Here is a 22,998-nt window from a genome sequence, read left to right as displayed (position 1 = left end):
GTAAGAGTTTCTTTAAAAAACTCAGCAAGGCTTAATTTCACCACAACTCTTATTTTTTACCTATTACTTACAAATTAATTATAAAAAACTCCTTGAGTTTTATCCTTAACTCTTACTTACTGGCTATTACCTACTCTATTATCTATTAATCTGCAAATTTAATATTTGCACTTATAGTTTAACATTTACAAATTGGACAATTCCTCCCAGTTTTCATAAAGTATGTCTATTTCAGCTTGTAGAGCTATAATTTCTTTGTTTACATTTTCGCTTTTTTCTGGGTTTGAGTATATTTCTTCTTTGCACAGTTCCTTTTGCAACTCTTCTAGCAGAGTTTCTTTATTGGATATATCATCTTCTATTTTTTTGATTTCTAATTTTTTTTGTTTTTCAAGTTTTTTCTCTTCTCTTTTCTTCTTCTTTTCAAGTTTTATTTGAGTTTTTGTTTTTCCCTCATTTTCTTCTTCTTGCTCAAATCTTAAGGGATTTTTTTTCTTTTCTATATAGTAAGAATAGTCCCCTAAGTATTCTTTTAATTCATCTTCTTTTAGTTCGTATATTTTATGTACTACTTTATTTAAGAAGTATCTATCATGTGAGATTAATAATACAGTACCATCATAATTTAGTATAGCGTCTTCTAAAGCTTCTCTAGACATAATATCTAAATGGTTAGTAGGCTCGTCTAGAAGAAGAAAGTTGGATTTAGATAACATAAGTTTTAAAAGGTTTATCTTGCATTTTTCTCCCCCGCTAAGAGTGTGGATTTCTTTAAAAACATCATCTCCGGTGAAAAGAAAAGCAGCTAAATAATTTCGTATTTCTGTTTGAGTTAGATTTGGAAAGGTGTCCCAAACCTCATCAATAACTGTTTTATATAAGTTTAAATCAGATTGTTCTTGATCATAGTATCCTAGGAATACATTTTTACCTAAAACTTTAATGCCGGAGTCTGGGCTTAATCTGTCCATTACTATTTTAAATAGCGTGGTTTTACCTCTTCCATTTTCACCTATTAGAGCTGACACGTCCCCGCTTTTAATATCTAAATTTAAATTACTAAAAAGATGTTTTTCTCCAAAACTTTTACTCAAGTTTTCTATATGAAGCACGTCGTTGCCGCTTTTTATAGCAGTTTCAAAGGTGATTCTAGCTGATTTTGTATCTTCAGTGGGTTTTTCTAAACGGTCAATTTTATCCAATGCCTTTTGTCTGCTTTCGGCAGCTCTAATGCTTTTTTCTCTATTAAAAGATCTGTATTTCTTTATTATGTCTTCTTGTCTTTTTATTTCTTGCTGTTGAAGGTTATATGCTTTTAGCTGAACTTCATAATCTTTTTTTCTTAAATCTAATGATTTGGAGTAATTTCCAGTATACATGTTCATACATCCATTTACTAATTGAAAAGTTTTATGAGTGACTGCATCGAGAAAGTATCTATCATGAGAAATTATAAGTACAGATCCTTTATAATCCCTTAAATATTCCTCCAGCCATTCTATAGCATCTAAATCTAAATGGTTGGTAGGTTCATCGAGTAATAGAATATCAGGCTTTACAAGAAGTAATTTACACAAAGCTACTCTAGTTTTCTGACCACCGCTTAATATGTTTATAGGTTTATTAAAATCACTTTCCAAGAAACCTAATCCGGTTAATACTCTGTTAATTTCACCCTTATATACGTAGCCACCTCTATGATTGTAAACCTCTGTCAATGTTGTGTAGTCCTTTATTGCCTTTTCGTGGTAATGAGCATTATCTTCACTATAGGGTTCGTTCATTTTTATTTCTAGTTCCTTTAGTTTGGATTCTATATCCGTTAAATCACTAAATACAGTGAGCATTTCTTCATATATGTTAAGAGAGGATTCTAGAGATAGATGTTGAGATAAATATCCTATTTTTTTACTTTTATCTATAAAAAGTTCACCGCTATCTTGTTCAATATCGTTAGTAAGTATTTTAAACAAGGTGGATTTTCCAGCTCCATTTACTCCGATTAATCCAATTTTGTCTCCTTCACTTATATTGAAAGATACTTTATTCAAAATAACATCTATTCCATAACTCTTATGTATATCTTTACAACTTAAAATAATCATTTAATCACCTTCTAAAATTCTTTAGTTATCCTAGGGCTCTACCATAATACTCTCTTCTTTTATAAAAATACAAAAGAATAGTGGCTAAAGCTCTAGATAAAAATTCATAAGCATTGAAAAGAAATTTGATTTTATGGTATATTTTTAAATATGCAACTTAAAAATATGAAATAGTAATGGATACTAATTAATCATTGATCATTGGTACATTTAGCATTATTGGAATACCTTTAATAATTATATCAGAAATTTTGGCTAATATAAATGTAATAGTTAATAAAGTAAAATTGTTTTGTGAAAGGAGAATAAGTATGAATGAACTAAATATTATCCAAATAATAAAAGGAGAAGATAAGAGAAATCCTTTTACAGATAAAGAGATAGGTGAAAAACTTAATATAGCAAGAGAGGCAGTAACTGAAATGCGAATTCAAGAGGGGATACCTAACTCTAGGGAGAGAAGAGAAAAGTTTATATATGAGGATATTAAAAAAATACTTTTGGAGGATGCAAATATATCTGATAGAAAATTAGCAGGTCGACTAAAAGAAATGGGATATGAAATTTCTAGATACTCTGCAGTTCAAATGAAGAAAGATATTTTTGAAAGGCATAAAGAAGTTTTAATAGATAGTGATAAAAATGAGCATGAAGCAAAAGAAAATGCAAAAGAAAATGTAAAAGAAAATGTAAAAATGGATGAAAGGGTGGATGAAAATGTGGATGAAAAGGTGGAATCGAATGTGAAAAAGTATATGAAACATCAATCGGGGGCACCTTTTGAAAAAATAGTAGGATATAATAAATCATTAAAGGTTCAAGTTAGTCAGGCAGAAGCTGCTATATTATATCCTCCACATGGACTGCATACTTTGCTTTTAGGGGAATCCGGAGTGGGAAAAACTTTTTTTGCTCAAGCTATGTATGATTTTGCTATAAAGTCAGGAAATTTTAAAAAGGATGCACCTTTTGTAATTTTTAACTGTGCAGATTACTCAGATAATCCACAGCTTTTATTATCCCAACTTTTTGGATATGCAAAAGGAGCTTTTACAGGAGCAATTGGAGACAAGAAGGGACTCGTAGAAAAGGCTCATGGAGGAATTTTGTTTCTAGATGAAGTTCATAGATTGCCGAGTGAAGGTCAAGAAATACTATTTTATTTATTAGATAAGGGCATGTATAGAAGGCTTGGAGAAGCTGAAAGTACTAGGAAAGTTGATGTTATGATTATTGCTGCCACCACAGAGGAACCAAAAACATCTCTACTACTTACCTTTACAAGAAGGATTCCTATGGTAATTGAACTTCCTTCTATAAAAGATAAGCCTTTAGAAGAAAGATATGAGCTTATAAGTGATTTTTTCTCTAAGGAATCCTTTAGAGTTGGAAAAGAAATTACTATTACTTATGAAGCTGTTAAAGCTCTAATGCTATATGAGTGTCCAGGAAACGTAGGACAGTTAAGAAGTGATATTCAAGTAGCTTGTGCTAGAGGTCTTCTTCATGCTAAGGTTAATAATTTAAATAGAATAATAGTTGGAATAAATGAATTACCTGCGCATGTTAAAAAGGAAATACTAGAAATACACAAAAGAGAGCCTAAAATTGAAAATTTATTTAATAGTAATATAAATGTAAGTCCTAATATGTTAAATAAAGAAACAAAGGAAAAGGATAGATATGTTCTGCCACAAAATATATACCAATTTATAGAAGAAAAATTTAGTGAACTTCAAAATGAAGGATTAGATAAAAAAACAATAAATAAAATAGTCAGTGAAAAAGTTGAATTTCAATTAAATAATTTTGTGAAAAATAATGAACTAGAGTCTATGGATGTAAATAAAAAATTAAGTGCTGTGGTAGGAAGTGAAATAATAAATGCTGTAGAAAAAACCGTAGAGATAGCTAGAAACTTCTATGATAATGTACAGAAAAACTTCTATTATTGTGTGGCTATACATCTGAGTTCTACATGTGAAAGGTTAAGAAATGGTAAGAAAATAAAAAATCCTCAACTGGACTATATAAAATCTGAATATACACTGGAGTATAAAGTGGCAAAGATTATGGCTAATCAAATAAATGAAGATTTAAATATAGAGTTGCCAGAAGATGAAATAGGATTTTTAGCTATGTATTTGAAAACATTTACTAATGATAAAAAAAGCAAGGAAAGCAGGGTGGCTGTAATCGTGCTAACTCACGGCAGGGTGGCTGGGGCTATGGCGGAGGTTGCCAATAAACTTTTGGGCGTAAATCATGCTGTGGGTATAGAAATGTCTTTAGACGAAAGTCCTAAGGAAGCCTTAAAGAGAACAATAGAAGTTGTTAAGAAAATAGATGAAGGTAAAGGGTGCTTGATATTAGTTGATATGGGTTCTTTGGTTACTTTTGGTGAAATTATAACTAAAGACACAGACATTCCTACTAGAGTTATAGGAAGAGTTGATACGGTAATGGTATTAGAAGCTGTGAGGCGTGCTATGATACCTGATAGTAATCTTTATGAAATTGTAGAGGCATTAGATGGTGATAAAAGCTATGTAGGAATAGTTGAGGGAGTACAAAAAGCTAGTGGAAATCCTAAAACTATAATAGCTCTTTGTATAACAGGGCATGGAACAGCTTTGAAAATAAAAAAATATATTGAGGATTTAACAGAGAGTTTTGATGATGATATAAATGTAGTGTCTTTGGGACTTATAGGCGAAGATGCTGTGGAAGAAGAAATTAAAAAGTTATCCTCCAAAAGTAATGTAGTTGCAGTGGTTGGAACTATAAATCCTAAAATAGATAATATACCTTTTGTTTCATTTGAAGAAGTGTTGAATGGCATAGGCCTTAATAAAATAAAAAAGATTATAGGTGTAGATGACATCAGTGAAAAAGAAAAAATACAATATAAAAAGGTTACACATTTAGAAAAATTATTAGATAAAGAAATTATATTATTAGAAGAAAATTGTACTACTAAAAATGAAGCCATAGATAAATTATGTAGTTTACTTCAAGAAAAAGGATATGTATCATCAGAATTTACATTAAGTGTGTATAAAAGAGAAATAGTGGGGGCTACATTTATAGGTAATGGTGTGGCAATCCCTCATGGAGAACCAGAATGTGTTATAAAACCAGCAATTGCTATAATGAAACTAGAAAAAAGCATAAGGTGGGAGGAAGAGAGAAAAGTAGACTTCATATGTATGTTGGCTATAAATGAAAATGAAAAAGAAGGAATATTAGAGCTTCACAGTGTTATATCTGTTCCAAGCAAGCTTAATAAAATAAAAGAAATTAAAGATGCTGCAGAAATGAAAGAAAAAATAATTGATGAAATCATGTAAGTTGGCATGCAAATTGCTGTAAATATTGTCGAAGATGTATATATAATAAAGCTTCATAAAAAATTACACAACTAGCCACAAAAGTGGCACGAGATTTGCTATAGAAAATAATATGCAGGAGGTTAAACGATAACATGAACTTAAATGATTATTTTAAGAAGGAATTAATTATATGCAATTTGGAAGCAGAAAATAGAGATGAAGTTTTTGAGAAGATGTCCAATGTATTGTTAAAAGAAGGATATGTAAAAGAAAGTTTTTTTAATGGGCTAGTCCAAAGAGAAAAAGTATTTCCTACAGGATTGACTTTAACAAGATACAATGTAGCAATTCCCCATACGGATGCTGAACATGTAAATACTCCAGCTGTAGCTTTGGCAACATTAAAAAAACCAGTAGTGTTCAGTAATATGTGTGATATGGATGAAAAGGTAAGTGTAAACGTTGTTTTTATGATGGCATTAAATGAACCACACAGTCAAGTTATGATGCTTCAACAATTAATGGGATTAATTCAAGATCAAGATACCCTTGAAAAAATGGTTAGTGCAGAAAATGTGGATGAAATAGTAAAGATTATTGAAGAAATAAATAAATAAATAAAGAGCTGACTAACTAAAGATGAAGTATAAATTAAATTAAATTATTTTATAGATAAATTATTAAAATATAAACAGTAAGGGAGAGAGTAAAATGAGTATAAAAACAAAATTAGTTTTAGTAGCATGTGGAACAGGAATAGCTACATCAACTGTAGTAGCAAACAGAGTAGAGCAGTTAATAAAGGACAATGGTTTAAACGCAAGAGTTATTCAATGTAAAATGGGTGAGGTAGCATCTAAAGAAGACGAGGCTGATTTGCTTGTTACAACAACAATTCCTCCAAGACAATACAAATTTCCAGTAATTAAAGCTATGAATTATCTAACAAACATTAATACAGCAAAAATTGATCAAGAAATAATTAACTACTTAAAGTAATATTACTTTAAGTTTAGTTTGGAATGTAAACCAATACATTAATGTTAATCCAATTGTTTTAAAAAATAAATATTAAGGGGGAAAAAACATGGATGGATTATTATCGGTAGTACAATATATTTTAAATCTGGGGCCAACAGTTATATTACCACTTACAATAACAATAGTAGGAATGGCTTTTGGACAAGGATTTAAAAAAGCTTTTAAATCAGGTATTACTATTGGAGTAGGTTTCGTAGGTATTAATTTAGTAGTAGGATTACTTGTTAATAACTTAGGACCAGCTGCTCAACAAATGGTTCAAAGATTTGGATTGCAACTTAACATAATTGATATGGGTTGGCCAGCAGCTGCTGCTATAAGCTGGGCATCACCAGTAGCAGCTATTATGATACCAATAGCTATGGCAGTTAACATAGTAATGTTACTTACAAAAACAACAAAATGTATGGATATAGATATTTGGAATTATTGGCATTTTACTGCAGCGGCAGCTAGTGTATTTGTTTTAACAAATGGTAACTATTTGTTAGCTATACTAGGTGGAATCATATATGAAATAGCAGTTTTAAAGATTGCAGACAAGACTCAGCCAATGGTAGAAAATTTCTTTGAATTAGAAGGTGTTTCACTACCAACAGGTTCAACTACAGCTTTTGGATTAATAGGTATTCCAATAGCTAAAGTTGTAAACAAAATTCCAGGAATCAAGAATTTGAAAGCAGACCCAGAGACTATACAAAAGAGATTTGGAATATTTGGTGAGCCAATGATGATGGGCTTAATACTAGGTTTAGGATTAGGTGCACTTGCAGGATATGATTTTGGTAAGATACTACAAATGGGTATTTCAATGGCTGGTGTTATGCTATTGATGCCTCGTATGGTTAAGATACTTATGGAAGGATTAATACCAGTATCAGAATCAGTAAGAGAATTTTTACAAAAGAAATTTGGCGAAAAGGTTGATATTACTATAGGTCTTGACGCTGCAGTTGCTGTTGGACATCCAGCAGTAATGGCAACAGCATTAATATTAGTTCCTATAACATTGTTATTAGCAGTTATATTACCAGGAAATCAGGTATTACCATTTGGTGATTTAGCAACAATACCATTTTATATAGCCTTCGTTGTTGGTGCTCATAAGGGAAACATAGTTCACTCAGTTATAACTGGAACTATAATCATGGCATTATCATTATTGATGGCAACTAATATAGCATCATTCCACACAATGATGGCACAGCAAGCACATTTTGCTATACCAAAAGGAACCACTTTAGTATCAAGTTTAGATATGGGTGGAAACTTCTTAAACTGGATAGTTATAAAAATATTCCAAGTTATAGGTGGATTATTCTAAATTAAATAATAAAAAAATAAGGGTGTTTATATAAACACCCTTAAAAATAAAATAAATTAATAAAAATGGCATGAAAATTGCTACTATAAATTATTGAAATACAAAATTAGTACAAATTCAACCATTAATATTAAAAAATAAACCATTATTATTATAACACAAAATAAGAACAGATAATTGAATGGAGATGATTAAATGAAAGCATCAGTATTATATGGGGTAGGAGATATGCGCTATGAAGAAGTGCCCAAGCCTCAATGTGATGATGATTCTGTAATTGTAAAGGTCAAAGCCAGTGGAATTTGTGGTTCAGATCCTCCAAGAGTACTAAAAAACTGGAAATATGATTTGCCAGCTATAATAGGTCATGAGTTTTCAGGTGAAATAGTTGAAATTGGCAGCAATGTTAAAGGTTTTGAAATAGGAGATAGAGTAGCTGCTATACCATTCATACCATGTAATGAATGCTATTATTGCAAATCAGGCTTATACTCTATGTGTGAAAATCATGGAATGCTTGGAGCTAAATCTTATGGAGGATTTGCAGAATATGCAAAAGTTCCAGGAACAAATTTAATAAAAGTATATGATATGGATTTTGAAAGTGCAGCAATGATAGAGCCATTAGCAGTTTCATTGCATGGAGTTTTAGGTCTTCAGCCAGGTGTTGGAGATGCAGTTGCTGTTATGGGAGCTGGAACCATAGGACAGCTAGTTATTCAATGGTTAAAAATATATGGAGTAGAAAAAATTATAGCAGTAGACATATCGGAAGTTAAATTAGGAGAGGCAAAAGCTTTAGGAGCGGATTTCTGTATAAATGCAAAAGAATGTGATCCAGTAGAAAAAATTAATGAAATAACAGAGGGTATGGGTGTAGACATATCTATAGAGTGTGCAGGTTCTAAAATAACTGAAGAACAGTGTCTTTTAATAACTAAAAAACGTGGAAAGGTAGGCTATCTAGGAATTGCTTATACAGACGTTTTATTAAGAGAAAAAGCTTTTGAAAATATATTTAGAAGAGAATTAACTGTACAGGGATTTTGGAATTCATATTCAGCGCCATTCCCAGGAAAAGAGTGGACAAAGAGTGTGGAATACGTTAAAAATGGAAAAATAAAATTGAAAGAAATGATTTCACATAGATATAAATTAAGTGAAGCTAGCAAAGCTTTTGAAATGATAGGTTCTAGAAAAGAAGAATATAACAAAGTAATGATATTAACTGATGAAAATAAATAAACAAAGTTCTTTATTTCGGGTAGAGTGTTCTCCGTCTGAGAGTTGGAATTTGTTATACAGGGACGTAGCTAGTGTTATGTCCCATTTTCATAGAGTATAGATAAACGGTAGTAGGTATTCATGGGATAGTAAGTAATAACTAAATTATTGAGGGTGATGAAGAATGAAAGCTTTATTAAAATATGAAAAAGGTTACGGAAATATGGAGTTAAGAAATATAGAGGAACCAGATTTTAATGAAGAACAAGTTAAAATAAAGGTAAAATATTCTGGCATATGTGGCTCTGACATACACACATATAAGGGAGAATATAAAAATCCTAAAGTTCCTGTGGTTTTAGGACATGAATTTTCTGGACAGGTGGTAGGTGTAGGTAAAAATGTACAGGGTATAAAAATTGGAGATAATGTAACTAGCGAAACTACATTTTATATATGTGGAGAATGTGACTACTGTAAAAGTAAAGATTACAACTTATGCTCTAGCAGAAAGGGATTAGGTACTCAGCAAAATGGAAGTTTTGCAGAATACGTTATTGCCAGAAAAGAAAGTGTGCATGTGCTTCCAGAAGGAGTAGATTTATTATCGGCTTCCCTAACTGAACCACTAGCATGTACAACACATGCTGTAATGGAAAAGACATCAATAAAAGAGGGCGAAAAGGTATTAATTTTTGGACCTGGACCTATAGGTAATTTGGCAGCTCAAGTAGCTAAGGCTAATGGTGCTTATGTAATATTAGCAGGCATAGATAAGGACGAAGATAGATTAGAATTTGCCAAAGGTTTAGGTATAGACAAAACCGTAAATATTCAAAAGGAAAACTTGAAAGATATTATTAAAGAATTAACAAATGGATATGGAGTGGACAAGGCTTTTGAATGTTCAGGAGCGGTACCAGCAGTTAACTCTGCTTTGGATTTACTAATGAAAAAAGGTACTTTGGTGCAAGTGGGATTATTTGCTAAGTCACTAAATGAATTAGATCAAGAGAAAATAATACAAAAGGAAATTAACTATATAGGTTGTAGAAGTCAAAAGCCAAGTTCATGGGTTAAGGCATTAGATTTACTTAAAGCAGGTAAAGTAGATGCTAAAGCTTTAGTTACAGATATTTATAGTTTAGATAATTGGAAAGTAGCTTTTGAAAAAGTTATGAGCGGAGAGGCCATGAAAGTTGTTATTGAATCTTAACTAAATTATAGGAGTGATAAAATAATGAATAATGAAAAATTAAGAGAAGTAGCTACTCAGATTAGAATAGATATAATAGAAATGATAGCTCAGTCTAAATCCGGACATCCAGGTGGTTCTTTATCTTGTACAGATATATTAACGACTTTATATTTCGATAAAATGAATATAGAGCCAGAAAACCCTCATTGGGAAGGAAGAGATAGATTAGTATTGTCAAAAGGTCACGCTGCTCCAGCTTTGTATGCAACACTTGCAGAGAGAGGATATTTTGATAAAAAGCATTTAAGCACATTGAGAAAATACGGTTCTATTTTACAAGGGCATCCTGATATACACTCAACACCAGGAATTGATATGACCACAGGTTCTTTGGGACAAGGACTGTCTGCAGCAAATGGAATAGCTTTAGCTGGAAAGTTAAATAAAATAGATTATAAAGTTTATGCAATTCTTGGAGATGGAGAGATACAAGAAGGACAAATATGGGAAGCAGCTATGACTTCTTCACACTATGATTTAGATAATTTAGTAGTATTTATAGATAACAATGGACTTCAAATAGATGGAAGAAATGAAGACGTTAAAAATATTTATCCAATAGATAAAAAGTTTGAAGCTTTCGGATGGCATGTAATAAACATAGATGGACATAACTTTGATGAAATAAAAAATGCATTAGATGAAGCAAAAGCTGCAAAAGGAAAGCCTACAGTAATAGTAGCTAAGACAGTAAAAGGTAAAGGAGTGTCTTTCATGGAGAACCAAGCATCATGGCATGGTGTAGCTCCAAAGCCTGAAGAAAAAGAAAAAGCTTTAGCTCAATTGAAAGGAGATAAATAGCATGAACGTAGCAACCAGAGAAGCATATGGAAAAGCTTTAATTAAACTAGGTGAAATTAATAAAGATGTAGTAGTTATGGATGCTGATCTTGCAAAATCTACAAAGAGCATAGAGTTTACAAAGTCAGCACCAGAGAGATTCTTTGACATGGGAATAGCTGAACAGGACATGATAGGCACAGCAGCAGGACTTGCTGTTAGTGGTAAAACTGTTTTTGCAAGCACATTTGCTATGTTTGCTACAGGAAGAGCTTTTGAGCAAATAAGAAATTCTGTAGCATATCCAAACTTAAATGTGAAAATAGCGGCAACTCACGCAGGTTTAACTGTAGGTGAAGATGGAGCAACTCATCAAGCTATAGAGGACATATCCTTGATGAGAAGTATACCTAATATGGTAGTAATAAATCCTTCAGATGCTGTTGAAACAGAACAAGCTATTTTTGCCGCTGTAGAGCATCAGGGGCCTGTGTATATAAGACTTGGAAGAATGGCAGTTCCTATAGTACATGATGAAAACTACAAATTCCAAATAGGAAAAGGTGAAGTATTAAGAAATGGAAAATACGCAACTATAATAGCAACGGGTATAATGGTGTCTGTAGCTTTGGAAGCTGCAGAAGAGTTAAAAAAGCAAGGAATTGAAGTAAATGTTGTAAACATGCCAAGTATTAAACCTATAGACAAAGAACTTATTGTTAAGGTGGCTGAGGAAACAGGCAAAATAGTTACAGTAGAAGAACATAGTGTTATAGGTGGGTTAGGATCTGCCGTAGCTGAAGTGTTGGTACAAGAATATCCAACAAAAGTTAAAATGGTTGGAGTAAAGGATAAGTTTGGTCATTCTGGAACTCCCGCTGAATTATTAGAGCACTACGGATTAACAGCAAAAGATGTTGTAAATGCAGTTAAGACAGTATAATTTATAGATGACCTCGAAAACTATTAGCTGTTTATATAGTAAGGCGAAGGAAATTTAATTTAAGGTGAACATGATTGGGTATTGTATAAATGCCGGTCTTGTTCACCTTTAAACATATTTTAGAGTTTTGGGCTAAAGGAATATTTTAACTTGAAAAAACCCTATTAAAAATACTATAATTAATATAGTCTAATTAGGATGCTATTAGAATAGGGGATGTGTACAAAAAAACGTAATTATATAAAATAATATTAGGATTAACTATTGACAGGGTATATAATAAGATAATAGTATTATAATTGCGGTATAAATTATGTGATTATACAAATACTGTAGTAAAGCAAGTATAAGATAAGCTGCGAGGTAGGGAGGTGTAGAAATTGGATAAGAAAAAAAATATATCTATGGCAGTAATAAAAAGGCTGCCTAAGTATCATAGATATTTAAGAGAACTTATGGAAAATGATATAGATAGAATATCTTCAAAAGAACTTAGTGAAAAAATAGGTTTTACTGCTTCTCAAATAAGACAGGATTTAAATAATTTTGGTGATTTTGGACAACAAGGGTATGGATATAATGTAAAAGAGCTTTACAGTGAAATCAGTGCCATTTTAGGATTAACTAAAATTTATAAAACTATAATAATAGGTGCAGGGAATATAGGGCAGGCTATTGCTAACTATACTTATTTTGATAAAGTTGGTTTTAGTGTACAGGGTATGTTTGATATAAATCCTAAAATAATAGGTTTGAAAATAAACGATGTAGAAGTTTTAGATATTGATTTTTTAGATGATTTTTTAAGAAAAAATAGTATTGACATAGGAGTAATATGCGTACCTAAAAATAGTGCTCAAAAGGTTTGTGATATACTAGTCAGAAACAGAGTAAAAGGAATATGGAATTTTGCTCCTGTGGATTTGCAGATATCTGAGGATGTTGAAATAGTGGTAGAAAATGTTCATTTAAGTGAAAGTTTACTTACTCTTAGTTGTTTAATGAACGATGATATTAATTAAATTTAAAATTCTAGTATTATGTATACTTTCGCACGGTAAAATAGCCAAGAAATGCTTGTTTCAGTTGAAATTAGCACATGGTGGGGATATAATAATAATTGGAGCGTAGCTTCAATTATTTTTTTATATAGTATTGTTAATAAAATAACGAAAAAAAATAGTACATGTTAAAAATTTCACTTTAAGGTGCTTTATTAGTGTTTAAATGATAAATTTGCAAAATTATGTTATGAAATTTTCTTATTTATAGTATACAATTAATTTTTAAAAAACATATAATAATATAATATATATTTTTTTTAAAAATATGTTAATATAGATATGGGGAGGAGTAATATGGAACTTAAAAATGTTGTTTTTGAAAAGAGAGAAAATATAGGGATAATTACTATGAATAGGCCGAAGGTTCTCAATGCTATAAATACTGAAACCTTAAATGAGCTCCAAAAGGTCATAAGTTATGTTGAAAGAGACGATGATATATATGTACTTATAATAACTGGAGCAGGCAAAGCTTTTGTAGCTGGAGCAGATATTAATGAAATGAAAGATATGACAACCATGGAAGCAAGGAAATTTAGTATACTTGGAAATAGAATTTTTAGAAAATTAGAAATATTGGAAAAGCCGATTATAGCAGCTATAAATGGTTTTGCTATTGGAGGAGGTTGCGAACTTTCTATGGCTTGTGATATTAGAATAGCTTCTTCTAAGGCTAAATTTGCACAATCAGAAGTAGCGCTAGGAATAACTCCAGGTTTTGGGGGGACTCAAAGACTTGTAAGATATGTGGGACTAACTAAGGGAAAGGAATTGATATTTACAGGTAGATTTTTCAAGGCAGAAGAGGCATTGAGTATGGGACTTGTGAACGCAGTATACGAGCCAGAAGAACTTATGAATGAGGCTATGAAATTGGCTGAAGCTATAGCTAAAAATGCACCAATAGCGGTTAAATTATGTAAGGAAGCTATAAATAGAGGCATGCAGATGGATATGGATACTGCTATAAAATACGAGTCAGAAATGTTTGGGGAGTGCTTTTCAACAGAAGACCAAAAGGAAGGTATGAATGCTTTTGTTGAAAAAAGAAATAAAAATTTTAAAAATAAATAAAAAACAAAAATAAATAAGGGGGTAAAGTAAATGAATTTTGCATTGACAAAAGAACAAGAATTAGTAAAACAAATGGTAAGAGAATTCACAGAAAATGAAGTTAAGCCATTAGCAGCAGAAATTGATGAAACAGAAGAATTTCCTATGGAAAATGTAAAGAAAATGGCTAAATACAAAATGATGGGAATACCTTTTGCTAAGGAATATGGGGGAGCTGGTGGAGATACTTTATCATACATTATAGCTGTAGAAGAACTTTCTAAAGCTTGTGCTTCTACAGGTGTTATTCTTTCAGCACACACATCTTTATGTGCTTCTTTAATAGAACAATTTGGCACAGAAGAACAAAAACAAAAGTATTTGATACCTCTTGCTAAAGGAGAAAAAATAGGTGCATTTGGACTTACGGAGCCTAATGCAGGTACAGACGCAGCAGGACAACAAACTGTAGCAGTGGATATGGGAGATCATTATTTAGTCAATGGTTCAAAAATATTTATAACCAATGGAGGAGTAGCAGATGTTTTCTGTATATTTGCTATGACAGACAAGAGTAAAGGAACTAGAGGTATATCTTGTTTTATAATAGAAAAAGGATATAAGGGATTTTCCATAGGAAAACTTGAAAATAAAATGGGCATAAGAGCATCTTCAACTACTGAACTTATATTTGAAGATTGTATAGTTCCTAAGGAAAATTTAGTTGGAAAAGAAGGAAAAGGTTTCTCAATAGCTATGAAAACTCTAGATGGGGGAAGAATAGGTATTGCAGCGCAAGCGCTTGGTATAGCAGAAGGTGCATTTGATGAAGCTGTTAAATATACAAAAGAAAGAAAACAATTTGGAAGATCCATATCTTCATTCCAGGGATTACAATGGATGATAGCAGATATGGACACTAAGATACAAGCAGCTAAATTTTTGGTTTATAATGCTGCATGGAAGAAAGACAATGGACTTCCATACAGTGTGGATGCAGCAAGAGCAAAATTATATGCTGCCGAGGTAGCTATGGAAGTTACTACAAAGGCGGTTCAGCTATTTGGGGGATATGGATATACTAAGGAATATCCAATGGAAAGAATGATGAGAGATGCAAAAATAACCGAGATATATGAAGGAACTTCAGAGGTTCAAAGAATGGTTATAGCAGGCAGTATATTGAGATAGGGGGGCATTGAGATGAATATTGTTGTTTGTTTAAAACAAGTACCAGATACAAATGAAGTTAAAATAGATCCAAAAACAGGAACACTTATAAGGGAAGGAGTTCCATCCATAATAAATCCAGATGATAAAAATGCTTTAGAGGAAGCTTTAAATTTAAAAGATTCAGTAGGTGCTAAAGTTACTGTTATAAGTATGGGACCTCCACAAGCTGAAAAGGCTTTAAGAGAGGCTTTAGCCATGGGAGCAGATGAAGCTATATTAATATCAGACAGAGCTTTTGCAGGGGCAGATACATTAGCTACTTCTCGTGCACTAGCAGGAACACTTAAAAAATTAGACTATGATATAGTATTTGCTGGTAGACAAGCTATTGACGGAGATACAGCTCAAGTTGGGCCAGAAATAGCAGAACACCTAGACCTTCCACAAATAACATATGTTGAAAAAGTGGAAGTAAATGGAAATGAATTAAAAGTTAGAAGAGCTTTAGAAGATGGATATGAAACTATAAAAGTTAAAATGCCAGTGCTTTTAACAGCTATAAAAGAATTAAATCAGCCAAGATATATGAACATAGGAAATATATTTGGAGGTTATGATAAAGAAGTAAAAGTATGGAATGCAGATTATATAGAGGTAGACAAATCCCTTCTAGGATTATCAGGTTCACCAACAAAGGTTAAGAAGTCAGCTACCAAGGAAACAAAAGGAGCAGGAGAAGTAATTAACTTGCCACCAAAAGAAGCTGCAGCTTACGCAATTGGAAAATTAAAAGAGAAACATTATATTTAATGGAATCGGAGGGGTAATAAATGAACATAGCAGATTATAAAGGTGTTTGGGTTTTTGCTGAACAAAGAGATGGGGAAATACAAAAGGTTGCATTAGAGCTATTGGGAAAAGGTAGAGATATTGCAGATAAATTAGGAGTAGAATTAACAGCTGTATTGTTAGGTGAAAATACAGATTCTATGGCGAGGGATTTAGCAAGTCATGGTGCAGATAAGGTTTTAGTAGTAGATAGTCCATTACTAAAAAATTATACTACTGATGGATATACAAAGGTTATATGTGATTTAATTAAGGAAAGAAAACCAGAAATATTATTTATAGGAGCAAGCTATATAGGCAGAGATCTAGGACCAAGAGTGGCAGCTAGATTAAAAACAGGACTTACTGCAGATTGTACAGCTTTAGATATAGATAAGGAAAATAACAATCTTTTAATGACAAGACCAGCTTTTGGTGGAAACTTAATGGCTACTATAGTATGTGGAGATCACAGACCACAAATGGCTACTGTAAGGCCAGGTGTTTTTGAAAGATTACCAAAAGACGAGAATAACAAATGCAAAATAGAAAAGGCTACTGCTAAATTGGAAGAAAGTCATATTAGAACAAAGGTAGAGGAAGTAGTTAAACTTGCTAAAGAAACAGTAGATATTAGTGAAGCACAAATCATCGTATCTGGTGGCAGAGGCGTGGGTGCTGGTGAAAACTTTAAATTATTAAAAGAGTTAGCAGATGCACTAGGTGGAGAAGTTGGTGGGTCAAGAGCAGCAGTAGAAAGTGGCTGGGTAGATAAAGCTGTTCAAGTAGGTCAAACAGGAAAAACTGTAAGACCAAAGATATACATTGCTTGTGGTATTTCAGGAGCTATACAGCATTTAGCTGGAATGCAAGACAGTGATTTTATAATAGCTATAAATAAAGATGGAGACGCTCCAATTATGAAGGTAGCTGATATTGGAATAGTAGGAGATCTAAATAAAGTTATACCAGAAATGATAGCTAAGGCTAAAGAAATAGCTTAAAAAGACTGATAATTTTAAATAATGTAAAATTTCATCCAATGGCTATTTGACGTAATGAAAGCTCGTTATATATGGATTGTGAATAGTTTGCTCTAAGGCTGTATTAATATTAGAGCAAATTATTCTATATAATGATTAACCCACAATAAGGTAGAATGTAATGGAATTATGAAATTTCTCCTCCATGACTTGCATAAGAGCTAGGAACAATAAATTTAATTTAAGAAATTCTAATCTTTTAGCCATATAAAATTATCTAACGCTCACATTCAGCGTCCTGCCTCAGGTTCGCTAGCCTGGCGTCCTTGCCAGGCTTACGATAATTTTATCTGTCTAAAAGAAGAATTTCTAAAATTAAATTTAAATAGTTCCTTCGCTTCTTATGCAAGTCATTCCAGAGAAATTTCATAATTCAAGCAATGTAATACTTATTGTGGGATAATCATATAATAAAAATTATTTTGGGGTTTTAATATTAAAGGAGGGCGTAAAATATGAAAATATGTGTACTTGGTGCTGGAACTATGGGTTCAGGAATAGTGCAGGCTTTTGCCATGAATGGTCATGAGGTTTTAGTAAGAGATATAAAGGATGAATTTGTTGATAGAGGATTGCAAAACATAAATAAAAACCTTTCTAAATTAGTTCAAAAGGGAAAAATGGATGAGTCATCTAAGGAAGAAATACTTACAAGAATTTCAGGAACTACTGATTTAAATCTAGCAGAAGATTGTGATTTAGTGGTAGAAGCAGCTATAGAAAATATGGAAATAAAGAAAAAAATATTTGCTGAATTAGATGGAATATGTAAAGAAGATGCAATACTAGCTTCCAATACTTCATCACTTTCCATAACAGAGATAGCTTCAGCTACAAAAAGACCAGATAAAGTAATAGGAATGCACTTCTTTAATCCAGCTCCTATTATGAAATTAGTAGAAGTAATAAGGGGAATGACTACATCCCAAGAGACCTTTGAAAAAATTAAAGAATTAGCTATAAATATAGGCAAGGAACCTGTAGAAGTGGCGGAAGCTCCGGGATTTGTGGTAAATAGAATACTTATACCAATGATTAATGAAGCTATAGGTATATACGCTGAAGGCGTAGCTTCAGTTGAAGATATAGACAAGGCTATGAAATATGGCGCAAACCATCCAATGGGACCTCTAGCATTAGGGGATCTTATAGGACTTGATGTATGTCTTGCTATAATGGATGTTCTATATAATGAGACAGGAGACACTAAATACAGAGCTCATTCATTACTTAGAAAATATGTTAGAGCTGGCTTACTTGGAAGAAAAACATCAAAAGGATTTTACGACTACTCTAAATAAAAAAAGTTATGACGTAAGTTTAATAAGAAAAATCTGATTTTAATTCCGTAATAAATGTGTAATTTGGGACTGTTCACAATACGCCAAGGACTTCTAAATGCCTCACAGTTAAAGCCCCTAAAGCTTTTAAACTCGCTTCTGACGGCGCTCAAACATGAAAGCTTCTTAACGGGTCTTTAACTGTGAGGCATAAGAAGTTCTAAGGCTAGTTCAATAGTCCCCCAATCTACATCTATTACTACATTAAAATCAGATTTTTAGTTTAATATGTATGTGGTTTGAGAGGAGAAGCCTACTAAAGGATGATTTTCCTTCGCTATGCTACGAAAAATCTTTGATTAAATAAAAAATATAATAAACAAAGTTTAAAGTTTAAAAAGCTTTATCGGGGAATAAGCAAGGAGATAGAATATATAATATTTTATAGGAGAGCCTTTTTCAATATATAGTGAATAATGTCTAGTAAAGAAAATAAAAGAGATTTTCAAACGTGGATATATTTGGGTGGAGATGAGGGTGTTGATGATGCTCTTTATTTTCATACTGAAAATCCAGGATGTGATTTCCCTTGTTGGTTAGATAATATTGAATGGGATGTAGAAATTCCTCATATACTTATAGGAATATTAGATTTATCAAAGTTCCATATTGGTATGCTTAAAAAAATGTACATTCATATATCGTTCAAAAAAAAGGATTAGGATTGAAGATAAATAAAGGATAGATATTCATGTTATAATGTTCTTATAAAAGTATTTAACAACTCATAGACGTTGAAAAGTGTATAAAATGAAAGGAGGGTAGATTTAGTGAGAGTAGATACTTATAGTATACTTTCTCACTAATGATAAATCGTGAAACAAAAATTTAAGGATTTATTACAATTTGGGGTTATATTTTTATTTGCAATATTAATTCAAACCTGTGTAATAGGAATAAATGAGGTACAGGGAGTATCTATGCAGCCTACATTAAATATTAAAAATGACAGTGATAGAGTTATAGTTGAAAAAATAAGTAAGTTTACTAAGGATTATAAAAGAGGTCAAGTAATTATATTTAAGCCTCATGAAGATGAAAGAGTATTTTATATTAAAAGGATTATAGGGCTTCCAGGAGATGTAGTGGAAATATCAAAAGGAAAGGTTTATGTTAATAATAATGAATTGGAGGAAAATTACTTATCTAATAATACTATAACTGAACCAGAAATGAAGGTAAAAGTACCCAAGGGAGAAGTGTTCGTACTAGGGGATAATAGAGGAAATAGTGAAGATAGTAGAAATATAGGAACTATTTCTATATGCAATATAAAAGGACATGCTATTTATAGGGTGAATATTTGGAAGTTGGATGTAAATAAATTAAAATAGTATATTTTTCCTCGCATCGTCCATGAACTTTTTATATTATACGTATCCTATTAGTATAGGAATGAAACCCAAAATCACACTTTTTATGGACTTAAAGTGTGATTTTTCTTACTGAAGTTACCTTTTAAGGGTTTTCAGTTTCTTTATTATCTTTTTTTGTGTTGTTTTTATTTTCATTTTTGTTTTGAGAAGGATTTGGCTTTGTGTTTTTAAGTGGAATTTTATTATTTTTCCTATTCGTTAAGTTTTTATTACCGTTATTGCTATTATTTTTTCCTCTAGAATTCGTGTCATTTTGAATCTTCTTTGTTGGTGAATTACTTTTATTTTCATTGAATGAATTGTTAGTTTTTTTGTTAGAATTATTGTTTTCAATCTTGGAGTTATTAACTCCTTTGTTTGTTTTATTTTTAGAATTTATATCTTTGGAGTTAATATCATTAGAATTATTATTTTTTATGTCACCATTAAGTGTTTTATGTTTCTTAGAATTAGTTTTATTGCCTTTTGAAGTTTCGATATTATAGTTTACTTTTAAATTTTTAAGTTCATTTTCTATATTACTAAGGTTTAATTTTGCTGTATCACCTTTAAAGCTTAAATTTATAGATTTAGTGCCACTTCTGTAATTATCATTTATATAATTTTCACTTTGGGCTTCATTAAGTATTAGCTGAATTCCCTGTTCTAAGTTTTTATTTTTTAACTTTAAATTGTTTAGTACATTGATGCCATCATCGTTTAAAGCTGTAATTTTGATTATTTTGTTCCATATATTCGCTTCTAATTTAATGGATGGATTTATGTCTATAGTTACTGCATAAGCAGAGGTGTTGTAAAATCTAAAAAATGCTGTACATAGAAATATAATAAGCAAGGAGGCTGCAATTATAGAAAGTTTTTTTGTGCTTTTGTAAATGGAGGATTTTTTAATAAATTCTTCTGATTCATATATTTCTCCAATAGAAGGAGAAGGATTTGAATTTTTTACATAAACAAATTCTCCACCAGGGGTTAAGACTCCAATTTTATCTTTATTAAGTTCCATTACTATTCCTCTTTTAATCATTATTATCACCTGCCTTTTCAATATTGAGGTATCCTTTGATATAAGGGTAGTCATTGCTAGATAGTATTATAATTAGTGCTATTAGATATTTTCTCCAAGTTTCTATTAATTTTCTTTTGCTGTTTGTAATTAAGCATATTTCTTTAATTGGTAGTTGCTTTTTAATTTTCAAACTAGAAACTATAGTTTGGGCATGTACACAAGATAAAGCTATGTTTAGAAGGTTATTCCTAGTGTCTTTATGTTTGGGGCAATTCTTAGCAATGTCCATAAAAGATAATTTATATTTTTTTAAATCATCATTTAGTAATTTTATTTCCTCCATTCTTATAGAATTTTCAGAAGCTATGTTAAAATTATTTATAGATATATCATTGTCAATAGATTTAAAGGTATCCTCGTCATTCCATGTTAAGAGAGGAACCTTACTTGATTTTTTAAAAAAATCTATTAACGAATTTTTTATTATTATAGAAGCGTAGTTAAAAAAACTTCCTTTTTTGTGATTATAAGTATCGCAAGCTTTATTAAAAGCTATAAGAGCTATACTTATTTCATCATCATTTTTATTATCTAAACTTCTTTTACAGATTCTATTTGTTGTTTTATATATAAAATTCATACTTTCCTTTATAAAGTTATCCCTATTTTCTTTTTTTAAGAAATCCAGCTCCATATAAAATCACCTCGAATCATAGAAAATAGTATACATTATTATATACGAATTAACCATAAAATTTTTAAGTGGTACTATACCCCTTTAAAAAAATATTTTTAATCGTAAAAACAATTGTAGGATATGATTAAGATAAATTTTCATATGAGGAGGGGAAAAACATGAAAAAAATATGTATATTAACAATTTCAGCTTTGCTGGCTTTAGGAGGAGTTGCAAAGGCAGAGGGAGCGGTATCATTCAAAGATAAGGCAGGTATAGCTCCAAATAGTGTGTTTTATAAAGCTGATAGGGCATTAGAAAAAATAAGTTTAAAATTAACTTCCGATAAAAAGAAAACGGACAAGCTAATAAGTATTTCAGAAGAAAGACTTGGAGAAGTAGAAGTTATGGGAGAGAAGGAAGAAAGTGAGTTAGTAGAACAAACTTTACAAGATTATAATAATACTATAGAAGATATTCAAGATACAGTAGATGAATTAAAAGAAGAAAATGAAAATAATGTTAGTGAAGAAGAAAATAAGGAAACTCAAGATGAAATAGAAAAAGTTGAAGATGCTATTGTTAAAAATACAGAAAACTCTATAAAGGTTTTGGAAGTTGTAAAAGAAAAGTTGCCAGAAAAGGCTAAAGAAAATATAGAAGCTGTAATAGAAATGCAAAAAAATAAAAAAGAAGCCGTAAGACTTATGGTGGAAAAAAGACATGAATTTAACAATGCTAAAGAGGTATATAATAAAGCAAAGATTGCATTAGAAAATGCACAAGCTTCAGGGGATGAAAAAGCTGTAAAAATAGCAGAAGAAGAGCTTAAGAAAGCAGAGGAAGCTCTTGATTTGAAAAAGCAAGAATTAAAGGAAGCAATTGCAAAAAAAGCAGAAGCAGTTAAAGCAAAGAAAGTATCTAAAAAAGATAAAGATAAGAAAGGTGAAAATAAAGTAGAAAACCAAGTAAAAGATAAGAAAAATGAAAATAAAGTAGAAAACCAAATAAAAAATAAGGAAGAAAATAAATCACAAAAGAAAGAGCAAATTAAAATAGATAAAAATGAAATTGAACAAGGAGAAAATAGTAAAAATACACAACCGCAAAAGGGTAAATTAGGAGAGAAAAAAGTTAATAGCAATAGGGGACAAGATAATAAGATAAAAAATGATAATGTCAAATCCAGTGAAGCTTCAAAGAAAAATGTAAATAATAAATCAAATGTAAATAAAGAAAATCCTCAAGAAAAAAAAGATAAATCTAATTAGTAAAAAGGATGCACCCGATTTTAGGGTGCATTTTTGAATTGAAAATAATTTTGGAGTGTTAACAAAATGTTAACAGTTATTCTTGCTATGTGGACAATAAATTTCCAGTGTACCAATTATAATAAATATAAATGAAAGAAAAATGTAAATTCCAATGG

Annotated in this window: 20 protein-coding genes; 17 read left to right on the top strand and 3 right to left on the bottom strand. The window is 31.1% G+C overall.

The window, feature by feature from the left end; genetic code table 11:
* Positions 1–185: 185 nt before the first annotated feature.
* The gene (abc-f, locus tag CC89_RS15940) at positions 186–2,105 is read right to left on the bottom strand and encodes a ribosomal protection-like ABC-F family protein (protein WP_035293884.1); all 1,920 of its coding nucleotides are present in this window, start codon (positions 2,103–2,105) and stop codon (positions 186–188) included.
* 311 nt (positions 2,106–2,416) lie between these two features.
* Between abc-f and CC89_RS15935 the strand changes: the two genes are divergently transcribed.
* The 16 genes from CC89_RS15935 to lepB all read left to right on the top strand — a co-directional run bounded on the left by CC89_RS15935 (position 2,417) and on the right by lepB (position 19,842).
* Positions 2,417–5,455 carry a sigma 54-interacting transcriptional regulator gene (locus tag CC89_RS15935; protein WP_035293883.1) on the top strand — a complete coding sequence of 1,013 codons (3,039 nt, stop codon included), beginning with the start codon at positions 2,417–2,419 and terminating at the stop codon, positions 5,453–5,455.
* Positions 5,456–5,589: 134 nt separating this feature from the next.
* Positions 5,590–6,054 carry a PTS sugar transporter subunit IIA gene (locus CC89_RS15930; RefSeq protein WP_035293881.1) on the top strand — a complete coding sequence of 155 codons (465 nt, stop codon included), beginning with the start codon at positions 5,590–5,592 and terminating at the stop codon, positions 6,052–6,054.
* A gap of 94 nt (positions 6,055–6,148) precedes the next feature.
* Positions 6,149–6,436, top strand: coding sequence for a PTS sugar transporter subunit IIB (locus tag CC89_RS15925; RefSeq protein WP_035293880.1), 288 nt, complete (start codon positions 6,149–6,151; stop codon positions 6,434–6,436).
* A gap of 88 nt (positions 6,437–6,524) precedes the next feature.
* The gene (locus CC89_RS15920) at positions 6,525–7,802 is read left to right on the top strand and encodes a PTS galactitol transporter subunit IIC (RefSeq protein ID WP_035293878.1); all 1,278 of its coding nucleotides are present in this window, start codon (positions 6,525–6,527) and stop codon (positions 7,800–7,802) included.
* Positions 7,803–7,997: 195 nt separating this feature from the next.
* A complete protein-coding gene (locus CC89_RS15915) occupies positions 7,998–9,047 on the top strand; it encodes a galactitol-1-phosphate 5-dehydrogenase (RefSeq protein ID WP_035293876.1) in 1,050 nt (349 codons plus the stop codon).
* A 163-nt stretch (positions 9,048–9,210) separates the two neighbouring features.
* Complete coding sequence (locus CC89_RS15910; RefSeq protein ID WP_035293873.1) at positions 9,211–10,242, top strand: zinc-binding dehydrogenase; 1,032 nt, start codon at positions 9,211–9,213, stop codon at positions 10,240–10,242.
* 24 nt (positions 10,243–10,266) lie between these two features.
* Positions 10,267–11,085 (top strand): transketolase, encoded by an 819-nt coding sequence (locus tag CC89_RS15905; RefSeq protein WP_035293870.1) that lies wholly within the window; start codon positions 10,267–10,269, stop codon positions 11,083–11,085.
* A 1-nt stretch (position 11,086) separates the two neighbouring features.
* Positions 11,087–12,007, top strand: coding sequence for a transketolase family protein (locus tag CC89_RS15900; RefSeq protein ID WP_035293867.1), 921 nt, complete (start codon positions 11,087–11,089; stop codon positions 12,005–12,007).
* A 380-nt stretch (positions 12,008–12,387) separates the two neighbouring features.
* The gene (locus CC89_RS15895) at positions 12,388–13,029 is read left to right on the top strand and encodes a redox-sensing transcriptional repressor Rex (protein WP_035293866.1); all 642 of its coding nucleotides are present in this window, start codon (positions 12,388–12,390) and stop codon (positions 13,027–13,029) included.
* Positions 13,030–13,365: 336 nt separating this feature from the next.
* Complete coding sequence (locus CC89_RS15890; protein WP_035293863.1) at positions 13,366–14,145, top strand: short-chain-enoyl-CoA hydratase; 780 nt, start codon at positions 13,366–13,368, stop codon at positions 14,143–14,145.
* Between the two features lie 30 nt (positions 14,146–14,175).
* The gene (locus CC89_RS15885; RefSeq protein ID WP_035293861.1) at positions 14,176–15,315 is read left to right on the top strand and encodes an acyl-CoA dehydrogenase; all 1,140 of its coding nucleotides are present in this window, start codon (positions 14,176–14,178) and stop codon (positions 15,313–15,315) included.
* A gap of 12 nt (positions 15,316–15,327) precedes the next feature.
* Complete coding sequence (locus CC89_RS15880) at positions 15,328–16,107, top strand: electron transfer flavoprotein subunit beta/FixA family protein (RefSeq protein WP_035293859.1); 780 nt, start codon at positions 15,328–15,330, stop codon at positions 16,105–16,107.
* A 20-nt stretch (positions 16,108–16,127) separates the two neighbouring features.
* Positions 16,128–17,129 (top strand): electron transfer flavoprotein subunit alpha/FixB family protein, encoded by a 1,002-nt coding sequence (locus CC89_RS15875; RefSeq protein WP_035293856.1) that lies wholly within the window; start codon positions 16,128–16,130, stop codon positions 17,127–17,129.
* Between the two features lie 494 nt (positions 17,130–17,623).
* Positions 17,624–18,469, top strand: a complete 846-nt coding sequence (locus tag CC89_RS15870; protein WP_035293854.1) for a 3-hydroxybutyryl-CoA dehydrogenase — start codon at positions 17,624–17,626, stop codon at positions 18,467–18,469.
* Between the two features lie 455 nt (positions 18,470–18,924).
* A complete protein-coding gene (locus CC89_RS15865) occupies positions 18,925–19,170 on the top strand; it encodes a hypothetical protein (protein ID WP_035293851.1) in 246 nt (81 codons plus the stop codon).
* Between the two features lie 153 nt (positions 19,171–19,323).
* A complete protein-coding gene (lepB, locus tag CC89_RS15860; RefSeq protein ID WP_035293850.1) occupies positions 19,324–19,842 on the top strand; it encodes a signal peptidase I in 519 nt (172 codons plus the stop codon).
* Between the two features lie 124 nt (positions 19,843–19,966).
* Here lepB and CC89_RS15855 read toward each other — a convergent pair whose 3' ends face one another.
* Together CC89_RS15855 and CC89_RS15850 are read right to left on the bottom strand one after the other, a co-directional pair.
* Positions 19,967–20,911 carry an anti-sigma factor domain-containing protein gene (locus tag CC89_RS15855; RefSeq protein ID WP_051931896.1) on the bottom strand — a complete coding sequence of 315 codons (945 nt, stop codon included), beginning with the start codon at positions 20,909–20,911 and terminating at the stop codon, positions 19,967–19,969.
* Entirely contained in the window at positions 20,904–21,587 is a 684-nt protein-coding gene (locus tag CC89_RS15850) for a sigma-70 family RNA polymerase sigma factor (RefSeq protein WP_035293847.1), read from the bottom strand. Before CC89_RS15850 ends, CC89_RS15855 begins: the two co-directional genes overlap by 8 nt.
* A 161-nt stretch (positions 21,588–21,748) precedes the next feature.
* Here CC89_RS15850 and CC89_RS15845 point away from each other — a divergent pair, with 161 nt between their 5' ends.
* Positions 21,749–22,840 (top strand): DUF5667 domain-containing protein, encoded by a 1,092-nt coding sequence (locus CC89_RS15845; protein ID WP_051931894.1) that lies wholly within the window; start codon positions 21,749–21,751, stop codon positions 22,838–22,840.
* Positions 22,841–22,998: the final 158 nt, after the last annotated feature.

Source organism: Clostridium sp. KNHs214, from assembly GCF_000744935.1.
GTDB lineage: Bacteria > Bacillota > Clostridia > Clostridiales > Clostridiaceae > Haloimpatiens.
Note: the sequence above shows the minus strand (reverse complement) of the source record. Positions and strands in the feature narration are given on the sequence as shown.

Bases quoted from the DNA above. Each gene is read 5' to 3' on its own strand.
- CC89_RS15890 (WP_035293863.1), top strand. From the start codon at position 13,366: ATGGAACTTAAAAATGTTGTTTTTGAAAAGAGAGAAAATATAGGGATA.
- CC89_RS15925 (WP_035293880.1), top strand. From the start codon at position 6,149: ATGAGTATAAAAACAAAATTAGTTTTAGTAGCATGTGGAACAGGAATA.
- CC89_RS15935 (WP_035293883.1), top strand. From the start codon at position 2,417: ATGAATGAACTAAATATTATCCAAATAATAAAAGGAGAAGATAAGAGA.
- CC89_RS15850 (WP_035293847.1), bottom strand. From the start codon at position 21,587: ATGGAGCTGGATTTCTTAAAAAAAGAAAATAGGGATAACTTTATAAAG.
- CC89_RS15875 (WP_035293856.1), top strand. From the start codon at position 16,128: ATGAACATAGCAGATTATAAAGGTGTTTGGGTTTTTGCTGAACAAAGA.
- CC89_RS15920 (WP_035293878.1), top strand. From the start codon at position 6,525: ATGGATGGATTATTATCGGTAGTACAATATATTTTAAATCTGGGGCCA.
- CC89_RS15905 (WP_035293870.1), top strand. From the start codon at position 10,267: ATGAATAATGAAAAATTAAGAGAAGTAGCTACTCAGATTAGAATAGAT.
- CC89_RS15900 (WP_035293867.1), top strand. From the start codon at position 11,087: ATGAACGTAGCAACCAGAGAAGCATATGGAAAAGCTTTAATTAAACTA.
- CC89_RS15845 (WP_051931894.1), top strand. From the start codon at position 21,749: ATGAAAAAAATATGTATATTAACAATTTCAGCTTTGCTGGCTTTAGGA.
- CC89_RS15865 (WP_035293851.1), top strand. From the start codon at position 18,925: ATGTCTAGTAAAGAAAATAAAAGAGATTTTCAAACGTGGATATATTTG.
- abc-f (WP_035293884.1), bottom strand. From the start codon at position 2,105: ATGATTATTTTAAGTTGTAAAGATATACATAAGAGTTATGGAATAGAT.
- CC89_RS15880 (WP_035293859.1), top strand. From the start codon at position 15,328: ATGAATATTGTTGTTTGTTTAAAACAAGTACCAGATACAAATGAAGTT.
- CC89_RS15885 (WP_035293861.1), top strand. From the start codon at position 14,176: ATGAATTTTGCATTGACAAAAGAACAAGAATTAGTAAAACAAATGGTA.
- CC89_RS15915 (WP_035293876.1), top strand. From the start codon at position 7,998: ATGAAAGCATCAGTATTATATGGGGTAGGAGATATGCGCTATGAAGAA.
- CC89_RS15870 (WP_035293854.1), top strand. From the start codon at position 17,624: ATGAAAATATGTGTACTTGGTGCTGGAACTATGGGTTCAGGAATAGTG.
- CC89_RS15855 (WP_051931896.1), bottom strand. From the start codon at position 20,911: ATGATTAAAAGAGGAATAGTAATGGAACTTAATAAAGATAAAATTGGA.
- CC89_RS15910 (WP_035293873.1), top strand. From the start codon at position 9,211: ATGAAAGCTTTATTAAAATATGAAAAAGGTTACGGAAATATGGAGTTA.
- CC89_RS15930 (WP_035293881.1), top strand. From the start codon at position 5,590: ATGAACTTAAATGATTATTTTAAGAAGGAATTAATTATATGCAATTTG.